18 protein-coding genes and 2 pseudogenes are annotated in these 20,776 nt (G+C 63.5%); 14 read left to right on the top strand and 6 right to left on the bottom strand.

Annotation, left to right across the window (positions count from 1 at the left end):
* Positions 1–132: 132 nt before the first annotated feature.
* Positions 133–321, bottom strand: a complete 189-nt coding sequence (locus tag IGS68_RS30285; RefSeq protein ID WP_201081908.1) for a hypothetical protein — start codon at positions 319–321, stop codon at positions 133–135.
* Between the two features lie 369 nt (positions 322–690).
* Between IGS68_RS30285 and IGS68_RS30280 the strand changes: the two genes are divergently transcribed.
* Complete coding sequence (locus tag IGS68_RS30280; protein ID WP_201081906.1) at positions 691–1,695, top strand: IS1595 family transposase; 1,005 nt, start codon at positions 691–693, stop codon at positions 1,693–1,695.
* Here the strand turns inward: IGS68_RS30280 and IGS68_RS30275 are convergent, their stop codons facing one another.
* The gene (locus IGS68_RS30275) at positions 1,696–2,127 is read right to left on the bottom strand and encodes a hypothetical protein (RefSeq protein WP_201081904.1); all 432 of its coding nucleotides are present in this window, start codon (positions 2,125–2,127) and stop codon (positions 1,696–1,698) included.
* A gap of 85 nt (positions 2,128–2,212) precedes the next feature.
* Between IGS68_RS30275 and IGS68_RS30270 the strand changes: the two are divergent.
* The 4 genes and pseudogenes from IGS68_RS30270 to IGS68_RS30255 all read left to right on the top strand — a co-directional run.
* A pseudogene (locus tag IGS68_RS30270) lies at positions 2,213–2,425 on the top strand (transposase); the annotation flags it as partial.
* A gap of 289 nt (positions 2,426–2,714) precedes the next feature.
* Positions 2,715–3,887, top strand: coding sequence for a glycosyltransferase family 2 protein (locus tag IGS68_RS30265; protein ID WP_201081903.1), 1,173 nt, complete (start codon positions 2,715–2,717; stop codon positions 3,885–3,887).
* Positions 3,888–3,949: 62 nt separating this feature from the next.
* On the top strand, positions 3,950–4,633 hold the full coding sequence (locus IGS68_RS30260; protein WP_201081901.1) for a sugar transferase: 684 nt from the start codon (positions 3,950–3,952) through the stop codon (positions 4,631–4,633).
* Positions 4,634–4,702: 69 nt separating this feature from the next.
* Positions 4,703–6,160, top strand: coding sequence for an oligosaccharide flippase family protein (locus IGS68_RS30255; protein ID WP_201081899.1), 1,458 nt, complete (start codon positions 4,703–4,705; stop codon positions 6,158–6,160).
* Between the two features lie 4 nt (positions 6,161–6,164).
* On the opposite strand, the gene IGS68_RS30250 is transcribed toward IGS68_RS30255, so the two are convergent.
* The gene (locus IGS68_RS30250; RefSeq protein ID WP_201081897.1) at positions 6,165–7,556 is read right to left on the bottom strand and encodes an O-antigen ligase family protein; all 1,392 of its coding nucleotides are present in this window, start codon (positions 7,554–7,556) and stop codon (positions 6,165–6,167) included.
* A 41-nt stretch (positions 7,557–7,597) separates the two neighbouring features.
* On the opposite strand from IGS68_RS30250, the gene IGS68_RS30245 reads away from it, so the two are divergent.
* From IGS68_RS30245 to IGS68_RS35795, 5 genes and pseudogenes are all read left to right on the top strand, one after another.
* Positions 7,598–8,776 (top strand): glycosyltransferase family 4 protein, encoded by a 1,179-nt coding sequence (locus tag IGS68_RS30245; protein ID WP_201081895.1) that lies wholly within the window; start codon positions 7,598–7,600, stop codon positions 8,774–8,776.
* Complete coding sequence (locus IGS68_RS30240; RefSeq protein WP_201081893.1) at positions 8,773–9,969, top strand: glycosyltransferase; 1,197 nt, start codon at positions 8,773–8,775, stop codon at positions 9,967–9,969. Before IGS68_RS30245 ends, IGS68_RS30240 begins: the two co-directional genes overlap by 4 nt.
* A 49-nt stretch (positions 9,970–10,018) precedes the next feature.
* Entirely contained in the window at positions 10,019–12,124 is a 2,106-nt protein-coding gene (locus IGS68_RS30235; RefSeq protein ID WP_201081891.1) for a GumC family protein, read from the top strand.
* Positions 12,125–12,202: 78 nt separating this feature from the next.
* Complete coding sequence (locus IGS68_RS30230; RefSeq protein WP_247881487.1) at positions 12,203–13,264, top strand: polysaccharide pyruvyl transferase family protein; 1,062 nt, start codon at positions 12,203–12,205, stop codon at positions 13,262–13,264.
* Positions 13,230–13,670: pseudogene (locus tag IGS68_RS35795) on the top strand (helix-turn-helix domain-containing protein); the annotation flags it as partial. The gene IGS68_RS30230 and the pseudogene IGS68_RS35795, both read left to right, overlap by 35 nt.
* Before the next feature lie 6 nt (positions 13,671–13,676).
* Here the strand turns inward: IGS68_RS35795 and tnpC are convergent.
* The 3 genes from tnpC to tnpA all read right to left on the bottom strand — a co-directional run bounded on the left by tnpC (position 13,677) and on the right by tnpA (position 16,156).
* Positions 13,677–15,309 (bottom strand): IS66 family transposase gene (gene tnpC / locus IGS68_RS30225; RefSeq protein WP_201081887.1). Its coding sequence is split into 2 segments (ribosomal slippage): positions 13,677–14,834 and positions 14,836–15,309, totalling 1,632 coding nucleotides; the frame shifts between segments, so codons are not numbered across the junction.
* 80 nt (positions 15,310–15,389) lie between these two features.
* On the bottom strand, positions 15,390–15,737 hold the full coding sequence (tnpB, locus tag IGS68_RS30220; protein WP_201081885.1) for an IS66 family insertion sequence element accessory protein TnpB: 348 nt from the start codon (positions 15,735–15,737) through the stop codon (positions 15,390–15,392).
* Entirely contained in the window at positions 15,734–16,156 is a 423-nt protein-coding gene (gene tnpA, locus IGS68_RS30215) for an IS66-like element accessory protein TnpA (RefSeq protein ID WP_201081883.1), read from the bottom strand. The genes tnpB and tnpA overlap by 4 nt, the downstream gene beginning before the upstream one ends.
* A 132-nt stretch (positions 16,157–16,288) precedes the next feature.
* Between tnpA and IGS68_RS30210 the strand changes: the two genes are divergently transcribed.
* The 4 genes from IGS68_RS30210 to IGS68_RS30195 all read left to right on the top strand — a co-directional run bounded on the left by IGS68_RS30210 (position 16,289) and on the right by IGS68_RS30195 (position 20,665).
* A complete protein-coding gene (locus IGS68_RS30210) occupies positions 16,289–16,957 on the top strand; it encodes an IS6 family transposase (RefSeq protein WP_459559363.1) in 669 nt (222 codons plus the stop codon).
* Positions 16,958–17,591: 634 nt separating this feature from the next.
* Positions 17,592–18,572 carry a hypothetical protein gene (locus tag IGS68_RS30205; protein ID WP_201081881.1) on the top strand — a complete coding sequence of 327 codons (981 nt, stop codon included), beginning with the start codon at positions 17,592–17,594 and terminating at the stop codon, positions 18,570–18,572.
* 273 nt (positions 18,573–18,845) lie between these two features.
* The gene (locus IGS68_RS30200; RefSeq protein ID WP_201081879.1) at positions 18,846–19,349 is read left to right on the top strand and encodes a hypothetical protein; all 504 of its coding nucleotides are present in this window, start codon (positions 18,846–18,848) and stop codon (positions 19,347–19,349) included.
* Positions 19,350–19,501: 152 nt separating this feature from the next.
* Positions 19,502–20,665 (top strand): ArdC family protein, encoded by a 1,164-nt coding sequence (locus tag IGS68_RS30195; protein WP_201081877.1) that lies wholly within the window; start codon positions 19,502–19,504, stop codon positions 20,663–20,665.
* Positions 20,666–20,776 lie beyond the last annotated feature (111 nt).

The following is a 20,776-nucleotide window of genomic DNA, read 5'->3' as shown; positions in this document are numbered from 1 at the left end:
TGACCAGACTTTACCCGAGAACCACGATGACCGCCCGTTCCGGGGCAGGCCCTCCGGTCGGCTACGCCTCCCTGCGGGCCTGCCCCGGAACGGGCGCTCCTACACCACGCCTGGGGACTTGATCGGATCTTGTCACTCATCAGTTTGTCCTCCCATTTGCCCACCGACCGCGTTGCCCGCCGCCGCCAGCAGCATCCGCGCCATCAGACGCGCCGCCGTGTCGAGCGCCACCTTGGGCAGGCTGGTCCGATCGGGTCCTGGGCAGGACCGAGGAAACAGGCTGAGTTGTCTGGTTGGGAGCGGCAGGTTCGTGCGTGGCATCGGCATCTCCTCGGCTCTGGTGGGAGGGATGCCTTGCTCCTATCACTGAAACGGCCGACGGTACTCGACCGATGATATCCGACAGCAGTGTTTTGAGATTATCCAGTGCCGCCAGATCGACCTGTGGCGCCTGGGCAGGGTGAAGATGAAGGCATGCGGCGCGATCGAACATCCACGAGGGCACCGCCAAACATTGTCCGGTCTTATGTAGCTGCCGCCACCAGATCAGAGCGGATGATGGGATAGGTTCAAGCAGCCTTGCCGCGTTTGGATAAGTCGCTGACAAATAAGAACATATAGTGAACAATACGCTTCCGCAGCGGCACGATCGCTGTAGACTCAGGGGATCGCCGAACCCGGAGATCGCCTATGTCGCAGCACTTTCTCCTGTCCACCGCCGCGCGGACCGTCAGCCTGAAGCAGATCCTGCGAATGGAGGAGGATGAGGCCTGGACGCTGTTCTGCACGATCCGCTGGCCGGAGACCGAGGGAGCGCCGGTCTGCCCGCACTGCGGCTGTCCGACCTGCTGGTCCTGTCCACGGCCCAATGGGGCGCCGCGGTTCCGCTGCTCGGCCTGCCGGCGTGACTTCAGCCCGACGTCGGGCACCCTGTTCGCCTTCCACAAGCTGGAGATCCGCGACTACCTGGCGGCGGTCGTGATCTTCTGCGACGAGGTCAAAGGCAAGGCGGCGCTCGCGCTGTCGCGTGATCTTGATGTCCAGTACAAAACCGCCTTCGTGCTCGCCCACAAGATCCGCGAAGCGATGGCCTCGGAGGTCAAGGACCTGCGGCTCGGCGGCGCCGGACGGCACGTCGAGGTCGACGGCTGCTACGTCGGCGGATACGTCCGGTCCGAGAACCGGAAGGCCGACCGCAAGGATTTGCGTCTGGCGGAGAACCGGAGCGGCCGGCGCCAGGTCGTCGTGGTGATCCGGGAACGCGCGCTGTCCGGCACCAGCCTGGGCGGCACCTTGCCCGCCGTGTTCGCCAGCGAGGATGCCGCCACCAGCTTTATCAGGGCCAGGGTCGACCGCGCCTCGACCGTGCATGCCGACGAGGCTCCGGCCTGGAACGCGCTGCATGCCCGGTTCGATACCCGGAGGATCAACCACTCGGTCGAGTACGCCAATGACGAGGCCTGCACCAACCAGGCGGAATCTTATTTCGCAAGACTTCGCCGGGGTGAGATGGGTCATCACCATCGCACCTCCGGTGTCTATCTGGTTCGGTACGCGCGGGAGGCATCCTGGAAGGAAGATCACCGGCGCGACAGCAACGGCCTGCAACTGCGCACCGTCCTCGTGCTGGTCACCCGCACCGGTCCGTCTGTCGATTTCTGCGGCTACTGGCAACGCAGCCGCCAGTCCGCCTGATCACTCGCGCACCCGCCAGCTGACCAGGACACCGTCCTGGATCCGCTCGACCAGATCGGCGGCCTGCCGGTTCAGGGCGTTGCTGACCAGCTTGCGCAGCAGCTCCGTCGTTCGGGCGTCCTGAGGATCAAGCCCCCGGCGCTCCATGACCTGCACGGTGATCTCGCGAACCGACAGCGCCGCCGGCGCCGTTCGCAGCACCTCGAAGAGCAGCCGGGCCAGTTCGCCCGGCTTGAACCAGCTGTTGGGCCGGCGCACCGCCCTTGGAGGGATCGTTGCCGGCTCGATCTCGGGCGCGAACAGCCGCAAGACCGCGTCAACATGCAGCAAGTCGGCCCGGTGCTGGCCAATCCGCTTCTCCAGATCGGCGATGCTGCCGGACAACTCGGCCCGGTTGTCCTTCAAAGCGGCAACGACATGCGGTTCGGCCATAACCTGTATCCTCTTGAAAAGATGGGGTTATGCTCCTCATGCTGAGGGTATCTTGCAAGCTGCTCTTGGTGGCGTCAGCTACATAAGACCGATCATTCCCCGGATCCCGCGACGCGGCATCGACAGCACCGAGCGCCTGGGCCGGCACCGCTGGAAGGTCGAACGCACCTTGGCATGGTTCGCCCGATTCCGGCGGATCTCCGTGCGCTACGAACGCCGGATCGATATCTTTGCCGCCTTCAATCACCTCGCCGCAGCCCTCATCACCTTCCGCTTCGTCGAACGATGGTTATGTTAGGTACTCTTAATGCGCGGCGTTTCCGTTCCAAAGGGCTTTTCCAAACCAAACTTATTCTCGAAATTTCAATAAGCTTCCAATGCATTTATTCACAATTGGGACTAGTCCATTTTCATGATTTGATGTGTTGACTAAATTCAACCACAATCGCACTGCACTGCACTGCAGCAATGTATCGCTGCTGCAAACAATTCGAGAGAATCATTCATAAGCATGAACAAAGAGTTCAAGAACGGCTCTTGCGCGCTCGCAAATGGTGGAATTTTTTCAATCAGTCTACGAGGATATCATGGAAGTATTATTTTTTTTCCTAGCATTTCTCTTAGTGCTTTTGGCGCTTCATCCTTTCAGCACATATCCGCTGTCGTTGTATTGGTTAAATAATCTATCTCGTAGGTCGGTTAAAATCCATTCAAACAGATTGAATCAAAGCTCCCCCAGTTCGTATGCGGTATTGATGTGCGCTTACAACGAGGCTGCCGTCATCGAAGAAAAACTAAATAATCTTCTGTCCATCTCATCTCCCAACAGAAATCTGGAAATACTAGTATATAATGACTATTCATCAGATGCGACCAGGGCCATCCTCGATCGGTACGCGGACAGGATAACGGTGGTGCATGGATCAGCCCGGGCTGGAAAGACCCATGGCATGAAAACCCTTGTACGCATGACAAGCTCGGAAATCCTGATTTTCACCGACGCCAACGTGATGTTGTCCTCGGATATCGTACGCCGGCTCGCCAAGTACTTTCGCGATCCCCAAATTGGACTGGTCTGCGGGACGCTCAAGTACACGAATGGTAATGAATCCGAAACCGCCTCAGTCGGAGCGGCCTATTGGTCCCTGGAGGAAACCATCAAGTCCCTCGAGAGCGACACCGGATCGGTCGTCGGCGCCGATGGCTCCATCTTCGCGATGAGGCGCGCGCTTTATCCCGAGGTGCCGGACAATATCATCGACGATTTCTATGTATCCCTGGATGTTCTCTGTTCCGGCCATAGGGTCGTGAGAGCGCCTGATGTGCGGGCTTGGGAAAAATCGTCGACCGACGGCAAGGAGGAATTCAGCCGCAAGGTACGGATCTCCTGCCAAGCTTTCAATGTCCACCGCATGCTGTGGCCACGCATCGCGCGTCAAGGCCCCGCGATCGCGTACAGATACGTGTCGCACAAGCTTCTGCGCTGGATAACCGGACCCCTGCTCGCCGCTGGCGGATTGTTCGCCCTGCTGGGGCTGGTCTCATCCAGGGGACTGGCTACGGCCGTGGGGGTTTGCGTCACTGGATTGGTCGTCCTCGCCTTGCTTCGGGTGATCAGACCTTCGCTCCTGAAACGAATTTTCGAAGTCGGTCGTGCGTTCGTCGCGATATCCGTGGGCATTTGGCGATCGTTGTCAGGTGACCAGTTCCAGATCTGGACACCCCCCGCCTCAGTCCGCACGCCAAGTGCCAACAGGTGACTTGATCCCATCCCACAATATCTTGAGCCCAAATTGCGTGGGCTTCATCAGGAGGCTTGACCATGCATGACACGATCATAGAACAAAGTACGATCGGCACGGGCACGGTGCCACCGCTTTATGAGAGCAAACCGCTCTATGAACAGCGTGTCAAACGCCTATTCGATATTGCCAGCGCTTTGACCTTACTCATCATCTTCGCTCCAACCTGTCTGATCATTTACTTTTTGACCCGGGCTGACGGCGGTCCAGTCTTGTTCCGACACAAGCGCATCGGCGCCAAGGGCCAGTCCTTCGACTGCCTGAAGTTTCGGACGATGACGACAAACGCCGACGATGTTCTGGTAAATCACCTGCAGGCCAATCCGGATGCGAGACTGGAATGGGAAGCGACTTTCAAGCTGCGTGACGACCCCAGGGTAACACCGATCGGGCGCATCTTGCGCAAGACCAGCTTGGATGAGTTGCCTCAACTGATCAACGTGCTCAAAGGCGACATGAGCATGGTCGGTCCGCGTCCCATCGTCGAAAAGGAAATCGCGTTCTACGGAAACCACTTCGGTGCTTACATCCGCTGCAGGCCAGGCATAACCGGCGCCTGGCAGATCCAAGGGCGCTCGGACACCACATATGTCAGACGGGTCAATCTCGACGTGGCCTATGTGACGGATTGGTCCATAGCGCAGGACATGCTGATTTTGATCAAGACGCCCCTGGTGGTCATCCGCGGTTCTGGCGCCTATTGAAGTCATTCAACCACCCATACAGCGGAAATGCGGAGCCGAGGCGGCTTCATTCCATGTCAGGAGTATTGAATGCGAGGAGCTGAAAAGGTAGGCCGATCCATCTTCTGGGCGCTTGTCGAAAGCGGAGGCATGGTCGGACTGTCGTTCCTCGTCATGCTTTTCATGGCGCGCAGCCTAGGGCCGGCGGAATTCGGCATAGCGAGCTTCGGCTTCATGTTGATGCAGTTGCTATCGTTGTTGCCATTCAGTCTTTACGAACCGCTGGTCCAGCACAAGCATCTGACACGCGAGGTCCTGGACACGGGCTTCTGGTTGAGCATCTTGGCGGGAATAGGCTCCGCGCTGATCCTGGCGATCGGCGGTCCCCTGCTGGCGGAAGCGTTCGAGTTCCATGGCGCCAGCGCACCGACCATCGCCTTCGCCACCGTGTTGTTGCTGAAGGGACTAGTCATCGTTCCAAGGGCTCGGCTCGCACGGACGATGCGCTTCCGCCAGATCGCGATCCGCAGCTTGAGCGGCCGGCTGTTCGGCGGTTTGGCTGGCGTGATCATAGCGTATCTGGGATATGGAGCCTGGGCTCTTGTCGCCCAGCAAATCATCGGCGAGGCCGTGGCGGCGATCGTCATCCTTCGTTTCGGTGGGCATCGGCCAAGCTGGAGGTTCGCCGGTCGAACCGCGCGCGGTCTGCTCAAGTTTTCCGCCGTATGGACCATCGGGGAATTCTCCGCCATGGGAGGTAGCAGGATCACCCAATTGGCGCTCGGGTCGTTGTTTGGACCGTCGACGCTGGGCTTCGTCAACTTGGCGCAGAGGATGGTCGAGACCCCAAGATCGGTCGCCTTCACCGCGGTGTCGGCGGTTTCCGTGAGCGTGCTGTCCCGCCATGCCGGCAATGGCGCCAAGCTAGGCGAGAACTTCGCGGAAAGCGCTGGTTTCGCGGCTTTCTTCGCGATGCCGCTGTTCGTGACCTTCGCGGTGCTGGCTCCCGATATCATTGGCTTGGTCGTTGGCGTCCAGTGGATCGACAGTGTGCCATACCTGCGCGTCCTCGCCCTCTCGACGGCCTTCACCGCGTGGTCGGTGTTCGTCAACTCGGTGGCGTCCGCCACCGGTAAGCCGATATGGCGCGTGGTCGCGACCAGCGGGGAATTCGTCATCGTCATCGCGACACTCATGGCCACCGCGCCGTTGCTCGGGCCCCTCAGCGGACCGATTTCGCTGGCCGCCGGGGCCGCGCTGATGGTGCCGGTTCGATTGCTGATCGTGTCCCACTTGACTGGTTGCACATTGACATCGCTGGGCCGGCGCATCGTTGCGCCGGCAATCGCCGCGTCACTGATGGGCATGGCCATGGTGTCGGTTCCTTGGGAGGGAACGGGCGCCGCGGTCGCCAAGGCTTCGATCGGCCTTCTGGTCTATTTTCCGGTGCTTCTGCTGATCGACCGGGAAATGCTAATGCGCCGTTTCGCCCTGATGATCAAAGTGGTGCTGCCCTGGTTCACCAAGGCGAAACCCCTTGGAGCTTGATCGGCTAGGCTTCCGGCCATCCCGTCGTCATCTCGCCGACCGCGCTCGCGGCCGGTCGGCCGGCGACACCGCCGGCGGGTCGGCCGCGACTTGGATGACGTTTTTTTTCACGCTGGGCGGCGGGATCTCCATTCCTCCTTGGAAGGATATGGATCACGCCGATCATCAGGACGGTCTGTGGGCTTAGCAGGAACCCACCGAGGAATAGGAATTGTACGGTGTGCACCACGCCAAGCGCTGGAAAGCGACCTCCCACCAGTATGGGAAAAAGCGTGTAACCAAGAATGGCGACGGATCCAATCAAGCCATATTCCAGGAAGGCCTTGGCCCAAGTCGGATCGAAGCCCTCGTAATGCAACTTCGCGAGTATGTCGCTGACGCTGCCGGCTCCATAGCCGATCAAGAATCGATCTGGATGCGGCAAGCTGTACTCGGAAACGATCCACATGGGGCTGATAAAGCGGGCGAAAGCGCTTGACTCCGTCGTGTTGAATTCGTTCAACCGCCGAGTTATGGCACCGATGTTGAGGGCGTCCGTGAAGGGCAGCAACAGGCAGGCACCAATGGCGAGTGCCGCCAGCACCCGCCAGTTTCCCTTGACCCAGAACGCCAGCAACAAGGCGCAAACGGTCATGATCATCCCCGTTCCGGAATATGTCAGCAGCTGGCATAGACCGAATACGGCCGTTCGCCGACGGATGCCGAGTACCAGCAAGTCGACGGCGATCGCCAACCCCATCGCCTGGGACAATCCCGATGGCTCCGCGAAAACCCAAGCGTTGCTTTTGAAAATCGATGCCCCGTAGGACAGTGGGATAACCGTGTTGACGCCGGTCTTCAGAAGGGCTTCGGGAACGAAGCCATGGAGCGAGAAGAACGCGGGTGTCCGAAACGCGAACTGCAGGATAAATTGACAAATACCGACGACGGCGATCACCAGCAAGGTCTTCTGGATGAACTCCAGCAAGCCAGTGCGTTCCTCCGGCGTGCAGGGAATGGAAAAAGTCAGCAGAAAGTAGGTGACCGACAAAAGCCCTAATGAAGTCAGGGTCGGATTGTGACTCGCGAACGCCGTCAGCAATGCGATCAAGGCGACGACAAGCGCCCATGCCGTGAGGCGGGCGGCGTCTATCCGCGCGTTCCCAATAAGGACGGATCCGCCCAGCACCAATAGAGCCAGTGGCAGTGCTATCGCGAGCTCGGAATTACCAAAGCGCAAGGCGAATGGATTGGTCACTGTACAGATGATGACGCATAGATGGAGCGGCATCATCTTTTTCCCGCCTCCAGTTACGTTTGAGGTAATCCGATTCATATTTCCAAAACCTGCCGACAATGCGTTTTTTGATTTTGCAGATGCGAACAACACGATACCATTTGAGCTTTGAAAGTGCATCAGATGTCCATTGCGAATATGGCAAATGGGGAATAGTCCAGATGGATTTGATCAAGATATTCGTACATCTTCCGGTTAGTCAATCCTTGAGAGGCAACTTGGAAAAGGGGTTAGCTCATTGGCAAGAGAACTATTTGTCGGGCAAGCATCCCGAGCGGACGCCTTATGCTTACCATCTCGCGGAGGATCAGGGCTGCGCCGTTTCCTTCTCGGTACACCCAGAGGAAAGCGGGGCGTCCTCCCTCGTCCGCCGTATCGGTACTCGGCTTCTCGGCTTCGATCTGATCCACGCTTGGCGCAACAGTGCGCGGATGATGAACGCCGATGTGATATGGACGCATACGGAACGCGAACATCTCGCGATCCTGTTCATGCGCGCGTTCGGCAGGAAGACCCAACCCAAAATCATAGCGCAAAGCGTTTGGTTGTGGGATCTCTGGAACGATCTGCCAGGCTGGCGGCGCGCGCTGTATCGCTATATCATGAGACACGCCGATCTCCTGACGACTTTGTCACCGGTCAATGCCCGGATCGCCAGTCAAGCGGTTCCGGGCGTCCCCGTGTCCGTCGTCCATTACGGGATCTCCCGGAACGTGCCCGCCCCTCCCCCCACCTTGGAGGCGGCCGCTCGAACGGCCCGATACCCGCTGCGCGTGGTCGCCGTGGGAAATGATGTCGATCGCGATTGGGAAACGCTGATCAGCGCTTTCGGAAGCATACCGGATTACCAAGTGGATATCCTGACGCCCCGGGTGAAGCTGGTCTCGGCGCTGGCGACTGGCCACGACAACATCTTCGTCTCCCGCGCGGACGCCGCGGGAGTGATCAACGCCTATCAAACGGCCGACGTGGTCGTAGTCCCCCTTCGCCGGAACAACCACGCTTCCGGCATCACGGTGATGATCGAGGCGGCGCTCGCGGGGACCCCGATGATCGCTTCGGACACTGGTGGCTTGGAGGACTACTTCCCCGCTGGATCTGCCTTTTACGTACCACCCGGCGACCCCGATGCGCTGCGCGTCGCGGTGAGGGAACTGTCCAACTCACCAGCGTTGGCCAATGGCCTGGTAGCGCGGGCCTCGGAACGGGTGCGTACGCTCGATCTATCCGCCCGCGGCTACGTCAATAGACACGTGATCCTGAGTCGTCAAATCCTCGCATCGAAGGAGGCGGTGGCGACACACGCCTGGGACGGTGAGAGTTCGGGGGCGCGCTCATGAAACTCGCCATGATCCATGGCCAGTTCCCGCCTTATGCCAATGGTGGGGCTGAACGGTCGGTGGCGACGATCGCGCGCGCCCACCTCGACGCGGGAGGCGAGGTGGAGTTGATCACGCTTTGTCCCGATGGCGGTTATCACAGGGAGCAACGTGACCGGCTGATCGTTCATTTCCTGCCGCTATGGAATGTCTGCTGGCCGTGGCGTTTCGGGGGTCCACCCAAGCTCCTCAAACCCATTTTCACGGCGCTCGACTCCGACAATCCGGTAATGGCGAAGCGTGTGGCGACCTTGCTCGACCGCATTCGGCCAGACCTGATCTCGCTGCACAATCTCAAAGGCTTCTCTCCACGAGTGATCTCCGTGGCGGCTCGGCGGGCTCCTAGTGTCGTCGTATGCCACGATCCGTACCTGATCTGTCCCCGCGCGACGATGTACCACAAAGGCGCGGTTTGTCAGTCCGCTTGCGGATCGTGTGGCGTGTTTCTAGGTCCTCGCGTCCGGCACACGGCAAAAGCCCATGGGGCGGTCGCCGTCGGGACTGACCTCGCGAGCAAACTGAAGCAGGCTGGGCTGTTCAAGCACTCGGATGTGACCGTCATCCATTCGCCGGTGGCTCCTCCACCGGTGCCCCCTCCCCTGCCGTCGACACCCGTGACCTTCGGCTTCCTCGGCCGCATCGAATTGGTCAAGGGAGTTGAGACCTTGATCGCGGCATCGGCTCGGCTGCCGGCGGGTGCGCGGGTGCTGATCGCCGGATCGGGCGATGCCGAATACATGGCCAAGCTAGGTGATCTCGCCACCGGCCGGCCGGTGGAGTTCCTTGGCCAATTGCCCCCAGCGGAGCTTTTCGCCCGCTGCCATATTCTCGTGGTGCCATCTTTGTGGTCGGAACCGTTCGGCCGCGTCACGCTGGAGGCATTCCAGCACGGAAGGCCCGTCATCGCGACGAACCAGGGCGGCAGTTTGGATTTGATCGACCAAGGCCGGACAGGCTGGCTGGTTCCACCCGACGACAGTGATCGATTGAGCGAGGCGATGATCGAAGCGATGGACGTCGACCGCTTGGCCGTCATGAGCGCGGATTGCAGGGCGCGCGGCATGGAAATTACCCCTGACCAAGTCTACGCCGGCATGCGCAAGGTCTGGGACAATGCCTTTCACACCTATAAGTTGCTTCACGTTGCCGCTTGAAAAGTAGATGGAACTCCCGTTTTCCCGCCCGAAATGCTGAAGGCTCGACATGCTGCGCGCTGATGGAACATTGAATGTCACCGAACTACTGGCCTTGGTCTGGAAACGGAAATGGATCGTTCTGGCGATCGGTCTGGTTGGTGTCATCGGAGGCGTGGCCTTGGCACAGAACAGGCAGCCGGCTTGGCGGGCCGATGGCCTGATCGTCCTTCAGCCAACCGATGCCAGCGCGGTTCCCTTGGCGGAGATTTCGCCGAACCGAGTTGAGGAGGCATGGGTCCGCGCCGAAACTGAGGTTCTTCGAGGGCGGGACCTGGCGCTCCTGGTGGTGGACCAACTGCAGTTGGTCAATGATCCCGACTTCAACGCAAGCCTACGTGACCCGACTTTCCTTGGAAAATTGGTGGCGGACGCGCGTCTCACCATCATGGGCAAGGCTGAGGCACCCGCCGATCCAGAACAGATTCGCCTGAGCGTCGGCGAGGCGGTCCGTTCCCATCTGGAGGTTTGGTCGACGGAGCGCTCCAACGCCATTGGTCTCGCGTTCGAAAGCCCTGATCCAAAGAAGTCAGCCATCATTCTGAACAGCTTGATGAAGACCTATCTTGGCGCCCAGCTTAATCAGAAGGTGACCTTCAGTCGCGAAAGCTCCCGCTGGCTGGAGGAGCGGATCGACCGTATGCGCCAGGAAGTCGCGAGCGCGGAACAGGCTGTACAGACCTTCCGTACCGACAACGGCTTGGTGACCAGTCGAAACGGCCCTGTTTATGGTCAGCAAATCGCGGAGATGAATTCCGAATTGATCAAGGCGAGAGCCGATCTCGCGGTCGCGCAGGCCAAATGGCAGGAGGCGAAGGCGGCACTCGACCGATCCGGCATCGTCGCCGCCGCCGAGTCCATCGACAACGCCGCGGTTCGGGAGCTCAGGCTTCGGGTGGCTGACGTCAACGGCCGGCTTTCCGATATCCGCACTAACCTTGGTGACCGGCACCCCGCCGTGCAGGCTGTTCAAAAGGAATACCAGACCCTGATCGCCGAAGTGGAGGCGGAGGTCAAGCGGGTCATGGATGGTCTCCGTGCCCAATCCACAATCGCCAGTTCTCGTGTCGCCGCCCTGGAGGCCGAATTCAAGAAAATTAGCAAGCAGAACAATAACCAGGGATTGGCTGAGCTGGAGATGGAACGCCTGCTGCGCGAGGTGGAAACCCGAAGGCTGGTTCTGCAAAGCTTCCTCGACAGCTTGCAACGGCGCGAATCCGCTTCCGAATTGGGTCGTCCCGACGCGCGGATCGTCAGCCACGCCGCCACTCCGTTATTCCCCAATGGGCCGGGAACGGTGATCTTCGCGGCCTTGGGTGGCATGGTCGGCGGCGGCTCAGGCTTGGCGATCGTCTTGGGATTGGCGCTCACGATGCTCGGCTACACCGACCTCACGCGGGCAGCGAGCGATCTCTCCTGTCGGGGGCTGGGCGCCTTGCCTCGCATGCGCCTCAAAAGACGCGGAGGAAAGGACCGGGACTTCCTCGACACCGGGGCCACCGGCACTGAAATCGAGAGCGCACGAGGCATCGTAACGGCGGTCCAATCCAATCTCAGATACAAAAGAGCCATGTTGCTCGCGATCTGCTCCGCCTTACCCGGTGATGGCAAGACAACCGTCACGGTCGCCCTGGCACGGGCCTGCGCGGCCGACAAACGGACGGTGCTTGTGATCGATGGCGACCTGCGGCGTCAGACCCTTTCCTCGACAATGCGCGCCAATCTCGTGGGGGATACGCATTTCGAGGAATTTGGGGCCATTCTCAAGGTCGATAGCGCCAGCTCGGTGCATGTCATCGAATTTGATCAGGCGACCATCAATCAAGCTCCCGCGAGCCTGACATCCGGATCCTTCGCAAAGCTAATCCACCTCATGATGCGGCATTACGATGTCATCCTGATCGATACGCCCCCAATCATGAGGGTCTGCGACGCCTTGAACATCGCCCCTCAAGCGGATGGCGTGATTTTCGTCATGCGTGCGGGCAAGACGCCACGCGCGCAAATAAAAGTGGCGGTAGATCGATTGAAGAGCACGGGAGCCGAGGTGGGCCTGCTGCTGAACGATGTCAAGAACGCGGGTAGCCAACCCTACATCTACTCAGGTTATTCATGAGCGTCCCAAATCCTCTGGTTGGCTTCATTTCGCTTCGAGCTTTCAACATCGTATCGCCCATATGGAGTTCCTACCTTGATGAGAATCGACCCGGGTCCCGAGACCATGGCCGCTTTGGCCGATATGACCGCGGCGACCGTGGCTCGAATCCCTAGGGATAGGCCAATCGTCTTCGTCGATTATCCTGTTCACCTGAACATTGGCGATCTTCTCATCCATCATGGGACTGATGTGGCCTGCAGCAAAGCGGGTATTCGATTTAAATTCCAGGCAAGCGCTTATACTTGGCGTACCCATCGGCGCCGTCTACCGGAGGATGCTGTCATCGTTTTACATGGCGGCGGAAATTTCGGCGACGTCTGGCCGGATTTTCAGGCATTCCGCGAACAGGTACTTGTTGACGCGGGGCGGCGGCAAGTCATCATGATGCCACAGAGCATGCATTTTTCTTCACCGGCTGCACTTGAAGCCGCCAGGAAGACGATAGGTCAGCACCGCAATCTCACCATGTTCCTAAGAGACAATGAGAGTTTCGAAGCGGCCTCACGCACATTTGACAACGCCGAATGCCTATTGGCTCCTGACATGGCTCATGCCTTGTGGGCGAGCTTGGATCAAGGTGTACCATCTTCTGGCGAAGAACTGGTTCTCATGCGCAATGATCACGAATCGGTCGCCAACCGAGGAGGCCTGGACTGGATCGATCTGATTTCGATCCTGGAGCGTCTGGAAGCACGGACGCTCCGCAATTTGCAAAGGATTGGTGGCAAAGCCATTCCCTCCTCTATTGGGCTCGACGCCGCATGGATCAACTTCCGAAATCGCTTGCTCCACCAAATCGTCGGGATCGTGGGACGGTACAAATCGATCACGACCGACCGTCTTCATGCGATGATCATTGGGACGCTTATGGGAAAGCCAGTGTTTGCCTATGACAATAGCTATGGCAAGCTATCACGATACTCCCAACTGTGGCTGATTCCAGAACTCGATACAACAAGACTGCGAGGATCGCCCACGCCGGCATCGTCAAGTTGGCGGCTAGCTAGTGCATTGACGCCGACAAGGGATTCACACAAGGGCGGCATTGTGCGAGTCTGGGGTCATGGCCCAGACAGTCAGCGTCATCGTCAGCCCTGAGGACCGCGCGCGGTTGGCCGCCGTCATCGGGGACCGCAGCCGCCCGCTCAAACACACGCAGCGGGCCCGTATCGTGCTTCTGTCGGCGGATCGACTGCCGGTCCTGGAAATCGCCTGGCAGACCGGGGTAAGCCGCCCCTCGGTTTGGCGCTGGCAGCGTCGCTTCGCCGAGAAGGGCGTGGACGTGCTGCTGCGCGAACCCAGCCGCAAGCCGGGCAAGGCTCCGGTCCCGGAGGAGACGGTTCGGCGGATCGTCGCCCTGACCTGCGCGGAACCGCCCGGAACGGCGACCCACTGGACCGGGCGGGCGATGGCCGAGGCGGTCGGTCTGAGCCTGCGCACGATCCAGCGGATCTGGGAGGCGCATCGGCTCCAGCCCCACCGCATCGTAAGCATCCGGCGAGCGCCGCGGTCAGGCGACCTTTTTTCGCTCCTGGTCCGCCTTCCAGTTCCACGGCAGCAGCTCGTGGAGGCACTTTTGAGGGAGGTCGGCGATCCGGGCGAGGACATCGGCGAGCCAGGCTTGGGGATCAACGTCGTTCATCTTGGCCGTGACGATCAGGCTGTACATGACGGCCGCCCGCTCGCCGCCCCGATCGGAACCACAGAACAGCCATGACTTACGGCCGAGAGCGATACCGCGCAGTGCCCGTTCGGCGGCGTTGTTCGTCAGGCACACCCGGCCATCATGCAGGAACACGGTGAAGGTTTCCCAGCGCCTGAGCATGTAGTCCATGGCCTTGGCGACCGGATTGTGCCGCGACAGGCGGGCGCGTTCGGCGCGCATCCATGCTTCCAGTTCAGCCGCCAGCGGTGCGCTGTGCTCCCGACGCGCCGCCAGCCGCTCCTCCGGGCTGTGGCCGTTGATCGCCCGCTCGAGGTCGAACAGCGCGTCGATCCGCCTGACCGCCTCCAGCGCCAGCGGCGAGATCGGCGACGCGTCCTTGCCGCGCCGGGCGTTGGCCGCGATGTCGGCCAGGACAAAGAACTTGCGACGCGCGTGGGCCCAACAGGATACGTCCACGATCCGACCCGGCTGGCGATCCGCCCGGTACAGCCTGTTGTATCCCGCGAAGGCATCGGCCTGGAGGATGCCGGCAAAGCCAGCCAGGTGCCGTTCGGCATGCTCGCCGCAGCGGTCGCGCGAGTAGTGGAACAACGCCGCCGGTGGCGCCGGTCCGCCGAACGGCCGGTCATCGCGGACATAAACCCAGATCCGGCCGGTATCGGTCTTGCCCTTGGCCAGAACCGGCACCGTCGTATCGTCACCATGCAGACGCCCGGCCGCCATGACATGGGTCTCGATCAGCCTCAGCAAGGGCTTCAGCACGGCGGCGCAGGTGCCGACCTGGTCGGCCAGGGTGGACAGGCTGATCTCGACGCCCTCGCGGGCGAAGCGCTCGCACTGCCGGTTCAGCGGCTGGTGCTGGCCGAACTTCTCGAACAGCACCATCGCCAGCAGACTGGGACCGGCCCAGGCGCGCGGGATGGTGTGGAAGGGCGCCGGCGGCTGGGTGATCGTTTCGCAGGCCCGGCAGGAGAAGCGTTCCCGCACCGTCTGGATCACCTTACCACTGGCGCGGAATGCTTTCCAGCGTCTCGGTGATCGTCTCGCCCAGCTTGCACAGTTTGTCCGAACCGCAGCACGGGCAGGCGGTGGGGGCAGGAACAACGACGCGCTCACGCGGCAGATGGCCGGGGAAGGGCTTGCGTGCCGGCTTCCTGCGGGAGAACGCCTCGACCGCAGTGGTCTTCGCGGCGACCTGTTCGGCGGCCAGCTCGTCCTCGCCCGCCGTTGCCTCCAGTTCCTCCAGCTGCAGTTCCAGCTGGTCGAGCAGCCGGGCCTTGCGTTCGGAGCGCACACCGTAGAGGTCGCGGCGCAGCTTCTCGATCTCGAGCTTCAGATAGGCGATGAAGGCTTGGTCGCTGGAGGCTTTTGCCCTGGCCTGAGCGGCATCGGCTTCCGCGGCGTCGGCACGCGCCTCGGCGTGCGCCAGGGCGGCGCGCAGGGCCATGATCTCGTCCAGGGGCGAACCGGCATTCATGGCGCCAGTCTACCCCAAGGCAGCACGGGAGACTGCCGGTTTCCCGATATCCACGAGCCTGCCGATTCACTTTGCCGCAGTCATCCGGCAGCTTCCGGCCTCCAGGTCTTCTGCGGGTTCCGCCAGTCGATGCCTTCCAGCAGATAACCCATCTGCCCGGCCGAGATCGACACCGCCCCGTCCACCGTGCTCGGCCAGATGAACCGGCCCCGCTCCAATCTCTTCACGAACAGACAGCTGCCCTGGCTGTCATGCCAGATCACTTTCACCAGGTCACCTCTGCGGCCCCGGAAGATAAACAGCTGACCGCTGTGCGGATCCTGCCCGAGGCGTTCCTGAACCACCAGGGCCAGGCTGGCCCACCCCTTGCGCATGTCAGTATGCCCCGTAGCCAGCCAGACACGCACCCCGGTCGGCACCGGGATCATGACGCCCGCCCCGACGTTGCCAGCGCTCCCAGCACCGCTGCCGCAAGGGCCGGATCGACCGCTCCCTCGAGACGCACCCGCGCCCCATCGGGCAGCATCACTTCCACAACCGCCACGGCCCCGGCGGTCGGTATGGCCGGCGACGTCGTCGTCGAGGGCAAGACCGACGGCTCCACCCTGTCCGGCTCCGGCGCTACCATCACCGCCACAAAGGCCGGAAGCCCACTTGTCGGAGACGTCGCCTTCATCAGACGGCGCCAACGATACAGCAGGCTTTCATGGATCCCGAGCCGCCGGGCCACGTCCTTGACGATCACGCCGGGGCGGAACGCCTCTTCCACGATCCGCACCTTTTCCGCCGGCGTATAGTTCCGACGCCGCTCAGATCCCGTGAGGATTTCGACACGCTGATACGCCATAACGTTTACCACTCGTTTGCGTCCGCGCTATGACGCGCAACGCAAACATCAGCCGCCCTCAACCAACCATCAAGGCGGCTCTCGGCGGAAGCTTACTCCTTTTACGTCGGCCAACGCTTCTTTCCGGAGCCGATCAGCTACACGGTCTGGCTGTACTTTCGATTTCCACTGAGCTTGCGCATGGTGGAGGAGATGCTGGCGATCCGGGGCATCGAGGTCAGCCACGAAACGATCCGTCAGTGGGGGCTGAAGTTCGGCCAAGAGTTTGCCAATATCATCCGCCGACGGCTGCCTCGGCCCGGCGACAAGTGGCACCTGGATGAAGTCGTTCTCAAGATTGCCGGCGAGAAGCATTATTTGTGGCGCGCTGTGGATGAGCACGGCGTCGTGCTTGATGTTCTGGTCCAAAGCCGGCGCGACAAGAAGGCGGCCAAGCGGCTGCTGCGCAAGCTGCTGAAGCGGCAGTGCCGGGCTCCCCGCGTCATGGTGACGGACAAGCTACAATCTTATGCGGCGGCGAAGAAGGAGATCATGCTGGGCGTTGAGCACCGCCAGCACAACGGGCTCAACAACCGCGCGGAAAACTCACACAATGAACCGGGCCGGATGTATCGGAGGCCATCTGGCTTGAGTCACGCCGCCATGGCAACGTCCTTGGTTTGTGAACCGCACCGGGTTTGCCGAAGGCTTCGCCTCGCCGCGCGCCGACACCTCCGGGCGTGTCCCCTCCCAACGGTCGGGGCCAGGCTCTACTCGCTGCGCTCCCCGTGCCGCGCGAGCGCGTCACGGCCCTCCGGGTGACGATCCCTCACGCCGGTCAGGCCCCGACGGCGGCCTACCCGGCCCGGGTCGCGCGGCCTGGACGGCCGCGCTCCACCGCCGTGTTACGGCCTTGAGCCGCGGCGGCGGGCCGTCCCGCCTCGGCTTCGCCATCGGCCGGCAGGCGCCTCCTGGCGACCGCGCTCGCTTGCAGGACGGCCAGCGCCGGCCGCAGGGCTGGCGGCCCGGCTCCGCCGGATCCGCCAAGCCCCGCGTCCGGACGCATGACCGTCCCGCGCACTCGCTCCGAACCGCTCTCTCGACGCCGGCATCATAACCGAGGGGTCCCCCTGGGCCGTCAAGGGCGGCGCCATGCTCGGGCGGCGGCACCGCGCGATCCGCAAGGCGGACCCCGAAAACCTCCCGCTCCCCGCCTCCCTCCGGCCGCCTCGCGGCTCACGCAGCGCCGCCGCCCTGCGCGTGGCTTGCGGCCTCCGGCCGGAGCTGCGCTCCCCTTGACCGCCCTCCCCCTCGTTCGCCCAAGGCGGGTCGACAGAGGCGCGGCGGCGCGCCCCGCGACGACGGCGCGCGCCAGATCCCCCCCGCCGACGGCAGGACGGGAAAAAGAGGGAACCCGCGCGACCGGTCAACAACAGCCGAACCCGGAGTCCGACCCATGACGCAGACGCACACTCCGCTGAAGCTCACCCTGTCCTCCCACGGCGAAGCCCTGCGCAAGCTGAACGACACGCTCCGCCTCAAACTCCGCCAGCAGCACGAGGAGGCCAAGCTGCGCGCCGAGGAACTCACCCGCCAGTCGAAGCTCTGGCTCGAGGCCAGGCGCTATCCGGCCGACGCCCCCGCCGGCCAGGTCCGGGCCGACGTGCTCGCCGGATCCCACGATGACGCCGCGAGGGGCATCCGGGCGCCCGAGCTGCCGGGCTACATGCACCGGCCGACCGGCTCCGACGCGACCACCCGGACGCTCCCCGCCCCGGCCTTCTGGATCGTCTGGCAGGACGGCCGGCCGCAGCCCATGACGCCCGGCGAGATCCACCGCGAGAGCCTCCGCCTCATCAGCCTGCACGACCTGGGGGAGATCCGCCGCTCCGCGCTGAGCGACCGGCTGCGGCGCGAACGCGAGGCGATGGCGCTGACCCTGAAGCATCACCGCCGCATCACGCCGCTGGTGAAGTACACCGACCTCGACCCCGCCGAGGCGGCCGAGCGCTTCGAGGCCCAGGTCAGGGCCTTCCTGACCGACGCCAGCTTCGCCGACTGGGACGGGGCGCTCGCCTGGTGCCAGGTCCAGACCGTCTACGGCGCCTGCCTCAACGCCTACTCGAACCTGAACACCACGGCCGACCAGATGGGCCGCATCGCCGCCGAGGGGCGCGCCCTGCGGGCCGAGGTCGGCAGCCGCGACGTCGGCGAGGACGATCTCGAGCGCCTGCGCGACCGCTACCGCAAGCTCGAGAAGCAGCACGCCTTCTGGGAATGGCGCCTCGAAGCCGCCTGCGAGGCCTACCGGCGGATCGTCGCGACCGTCCAGGTCACCGACAGCGGCGACATCCCGCTGTTCCGGAACCTGCCCTCGGAATGGACCCCGCCGGCGGGCGGCGCCCGACGGTCCGGACGAAAGCACCGCCCGGCCTGACACGGGCCGCCGGGGAGCCGGGATGACGCCCCGGTTCCCCGGTCCCCCGATGCCGGCCGCCGCCGAGGCGGCGCGGGGAGCGCTCCCGCGCTCCCCGCGCCGTTCCCGAACCCGTCGCGTTGGCCCGAGACCCGTCGCCACCGCCGCTCCCTGCCTCCCGCCCGCGCGCCGGCACACGGGAAAAGAGGAGCCGGGTGTCCTCGCGAAACGACGGCAGGACATCCCGCCACCCCGCGGCCGGACCGTCGGCCCGGCACCCAGGAGATCGACGCCATGACCACCTTCAACGCTCCCGCCTTCCGCCTGTTCTTCAACACCGGCAAGCGCGTCATCGAGACCGGCGCCGCCTGGCCCAACCGCGCCGGCACCGGCTTCAACGTCCAGCTCGACAGCCTGTTCGGCTCCCGTCCGCTGTTCCTGGTCCCCAACCTCGACCGCGACAGCCAGCCCCAGGGCCCGGCCCCCTTCAAGGTGCTCTACCCGACCGGCCGCATCCGCTCCGACGGCAGCTACCACACCCGGGCGTGCGGCGTCGCCCATGTCAGCCGCGACACCCACGGCTACGACCTCTACATCGCCGATCCCGCCGGCAACATGCGGCTGTTCCTGCGGCCCGCGACCGATCCGGCGCACGCCGCCAACGATCCGCCCGGCGACGACGCCGCGACCGCCGACGGGATCGGCCACGACCCCGATACCGGCGAGATCCTCGACGAGGAGACGGCGGTCCCGGACCGGGTCGCCGCCGGCCGCCGGCGCCGGGCCGCGGGGGCCTGACCGCCCCGGCCTGCCCCGCACGGCGGCGGGGGACCGGCCGCGATCGCCGAAGCCAACCCGGCCGGGCGCCCGCACCGGTGCCCGGCCCTCCCGGAAAAACCCGCCCCGCCGGCCAGCGGCGGTCCGGCGGCGATGCCGAAACAGGAGACACCATGAGCACTCTCCAGGACGATCCCGACACGACCTGCCCCCCGGACAGCCCCCGGGCCGGCGAGCCCGGCTCTCCGGGCGTGCCCCCCTGCGGGGGTCGGGCTCTACTCGCTGCGCTCCCCAAGCCCCCTGGACGGGGTCTTGGCCCTTCGGGTGACGATCCCTCACGCGGTTCCGACGGGTGCCGCCCGGCGGGCCGCTTCGACCTCGCGCGGCAGGTCACCGACCGCATCATCGCCCAGCTCGAAGCGGTCGACCCGGCCGACTGGCGCTGCCCATGGCACAAGGCCGGGGCGTCCCGCCTGCCGGTCAATGGCTTCACCGGCAAGGCCTACACCGGCACCAACACCCTCCTGTTCTGGCTCGAGGCGCGGCGCCACGGCTACGCCAGCCACCGCTGGCTGACCTTCAACCAGATGCGGAGGCTCGGCGGCCGGCTGTCCGAGGAGACCCTGGCGCGGCCGAAGGGCCGGCGCGACTGCGTCGGCATCCGCTACGGCACCTTCGAGAAGAAGGTCGCACCCTGGGTCGACCGCGACGGCCACATCCGCGACACCGAGACGGTGCCCTACGCCAAGGCCTTCCGGGTCTTCAACGTGGACCAGATCACCGGCCTGCCCGACCGGCTCTACGCCGGCCTGCCCGCCGACCACGGCGAGACCACTCGCCGGCGCATCCGGGACTTCGTCGTCACCGCCGGGGTCAACCTCAGCCACGGCGGCGACGAGGCCTGGTACCACCCGGCCAGCGACCAGGTCAGGATGCCGTTCCTCTCCCGCTTCGTCGAGCGGTCCGGCGCCGAGGGGCCGGAGCACTACGACGCCACCCTGCTGCACGAGATCGTCCACTGGAGCGGCCACCCCGCCCGCCTCGGCCGGCCCGACCTGGCCGCCCCCGAACTGCGGGCCCTAGCCCGCGAGGAGCTGTGCGCCGAGTTCGGCGCCGCGATCCTGTGCGCCTATTTCGGGGTGGCCGGCCGGCTCCGGCACCCCGAGTACATCAGCCACTGGCTGGCCCACCTGAGGTCGGACAGCCGCGCCCTGTTCACCGCCACCCGGCAGGCGCGCCTGGCCTTCGAGTTCCTGCTCGAGCGCGGCGGCCTGCCCAGTCCCGACGAGGAGCCGGCGCCGGCCGGCGACGCCGCCGGGACGAACGCCTGGAAATGAGAGACGGGGCGAGGTCCCGACAAGAAGGCGGCGCCACGGACCCGGTGACGCGCCCGACCCCGGCCCCCGCCGATCCCGGCGGGGGTCTTCGCTTTCCGGAGGATCACGACC

This window comes from Skermanella sp. TT6 (assembly GCF_016653635.2).
GTDB classification, from domain to species: domain Bacteria; phylum Pseudomonadota; class Alphaproteobacteria; order Azospirillales; family Azospirillaceae; genus Skermanella; species Skermanella cutis.
Note: the sequence above shows the minus strand (reverse complement) of the source record. Positions and strands in the feature narration are given on the sequence as shown.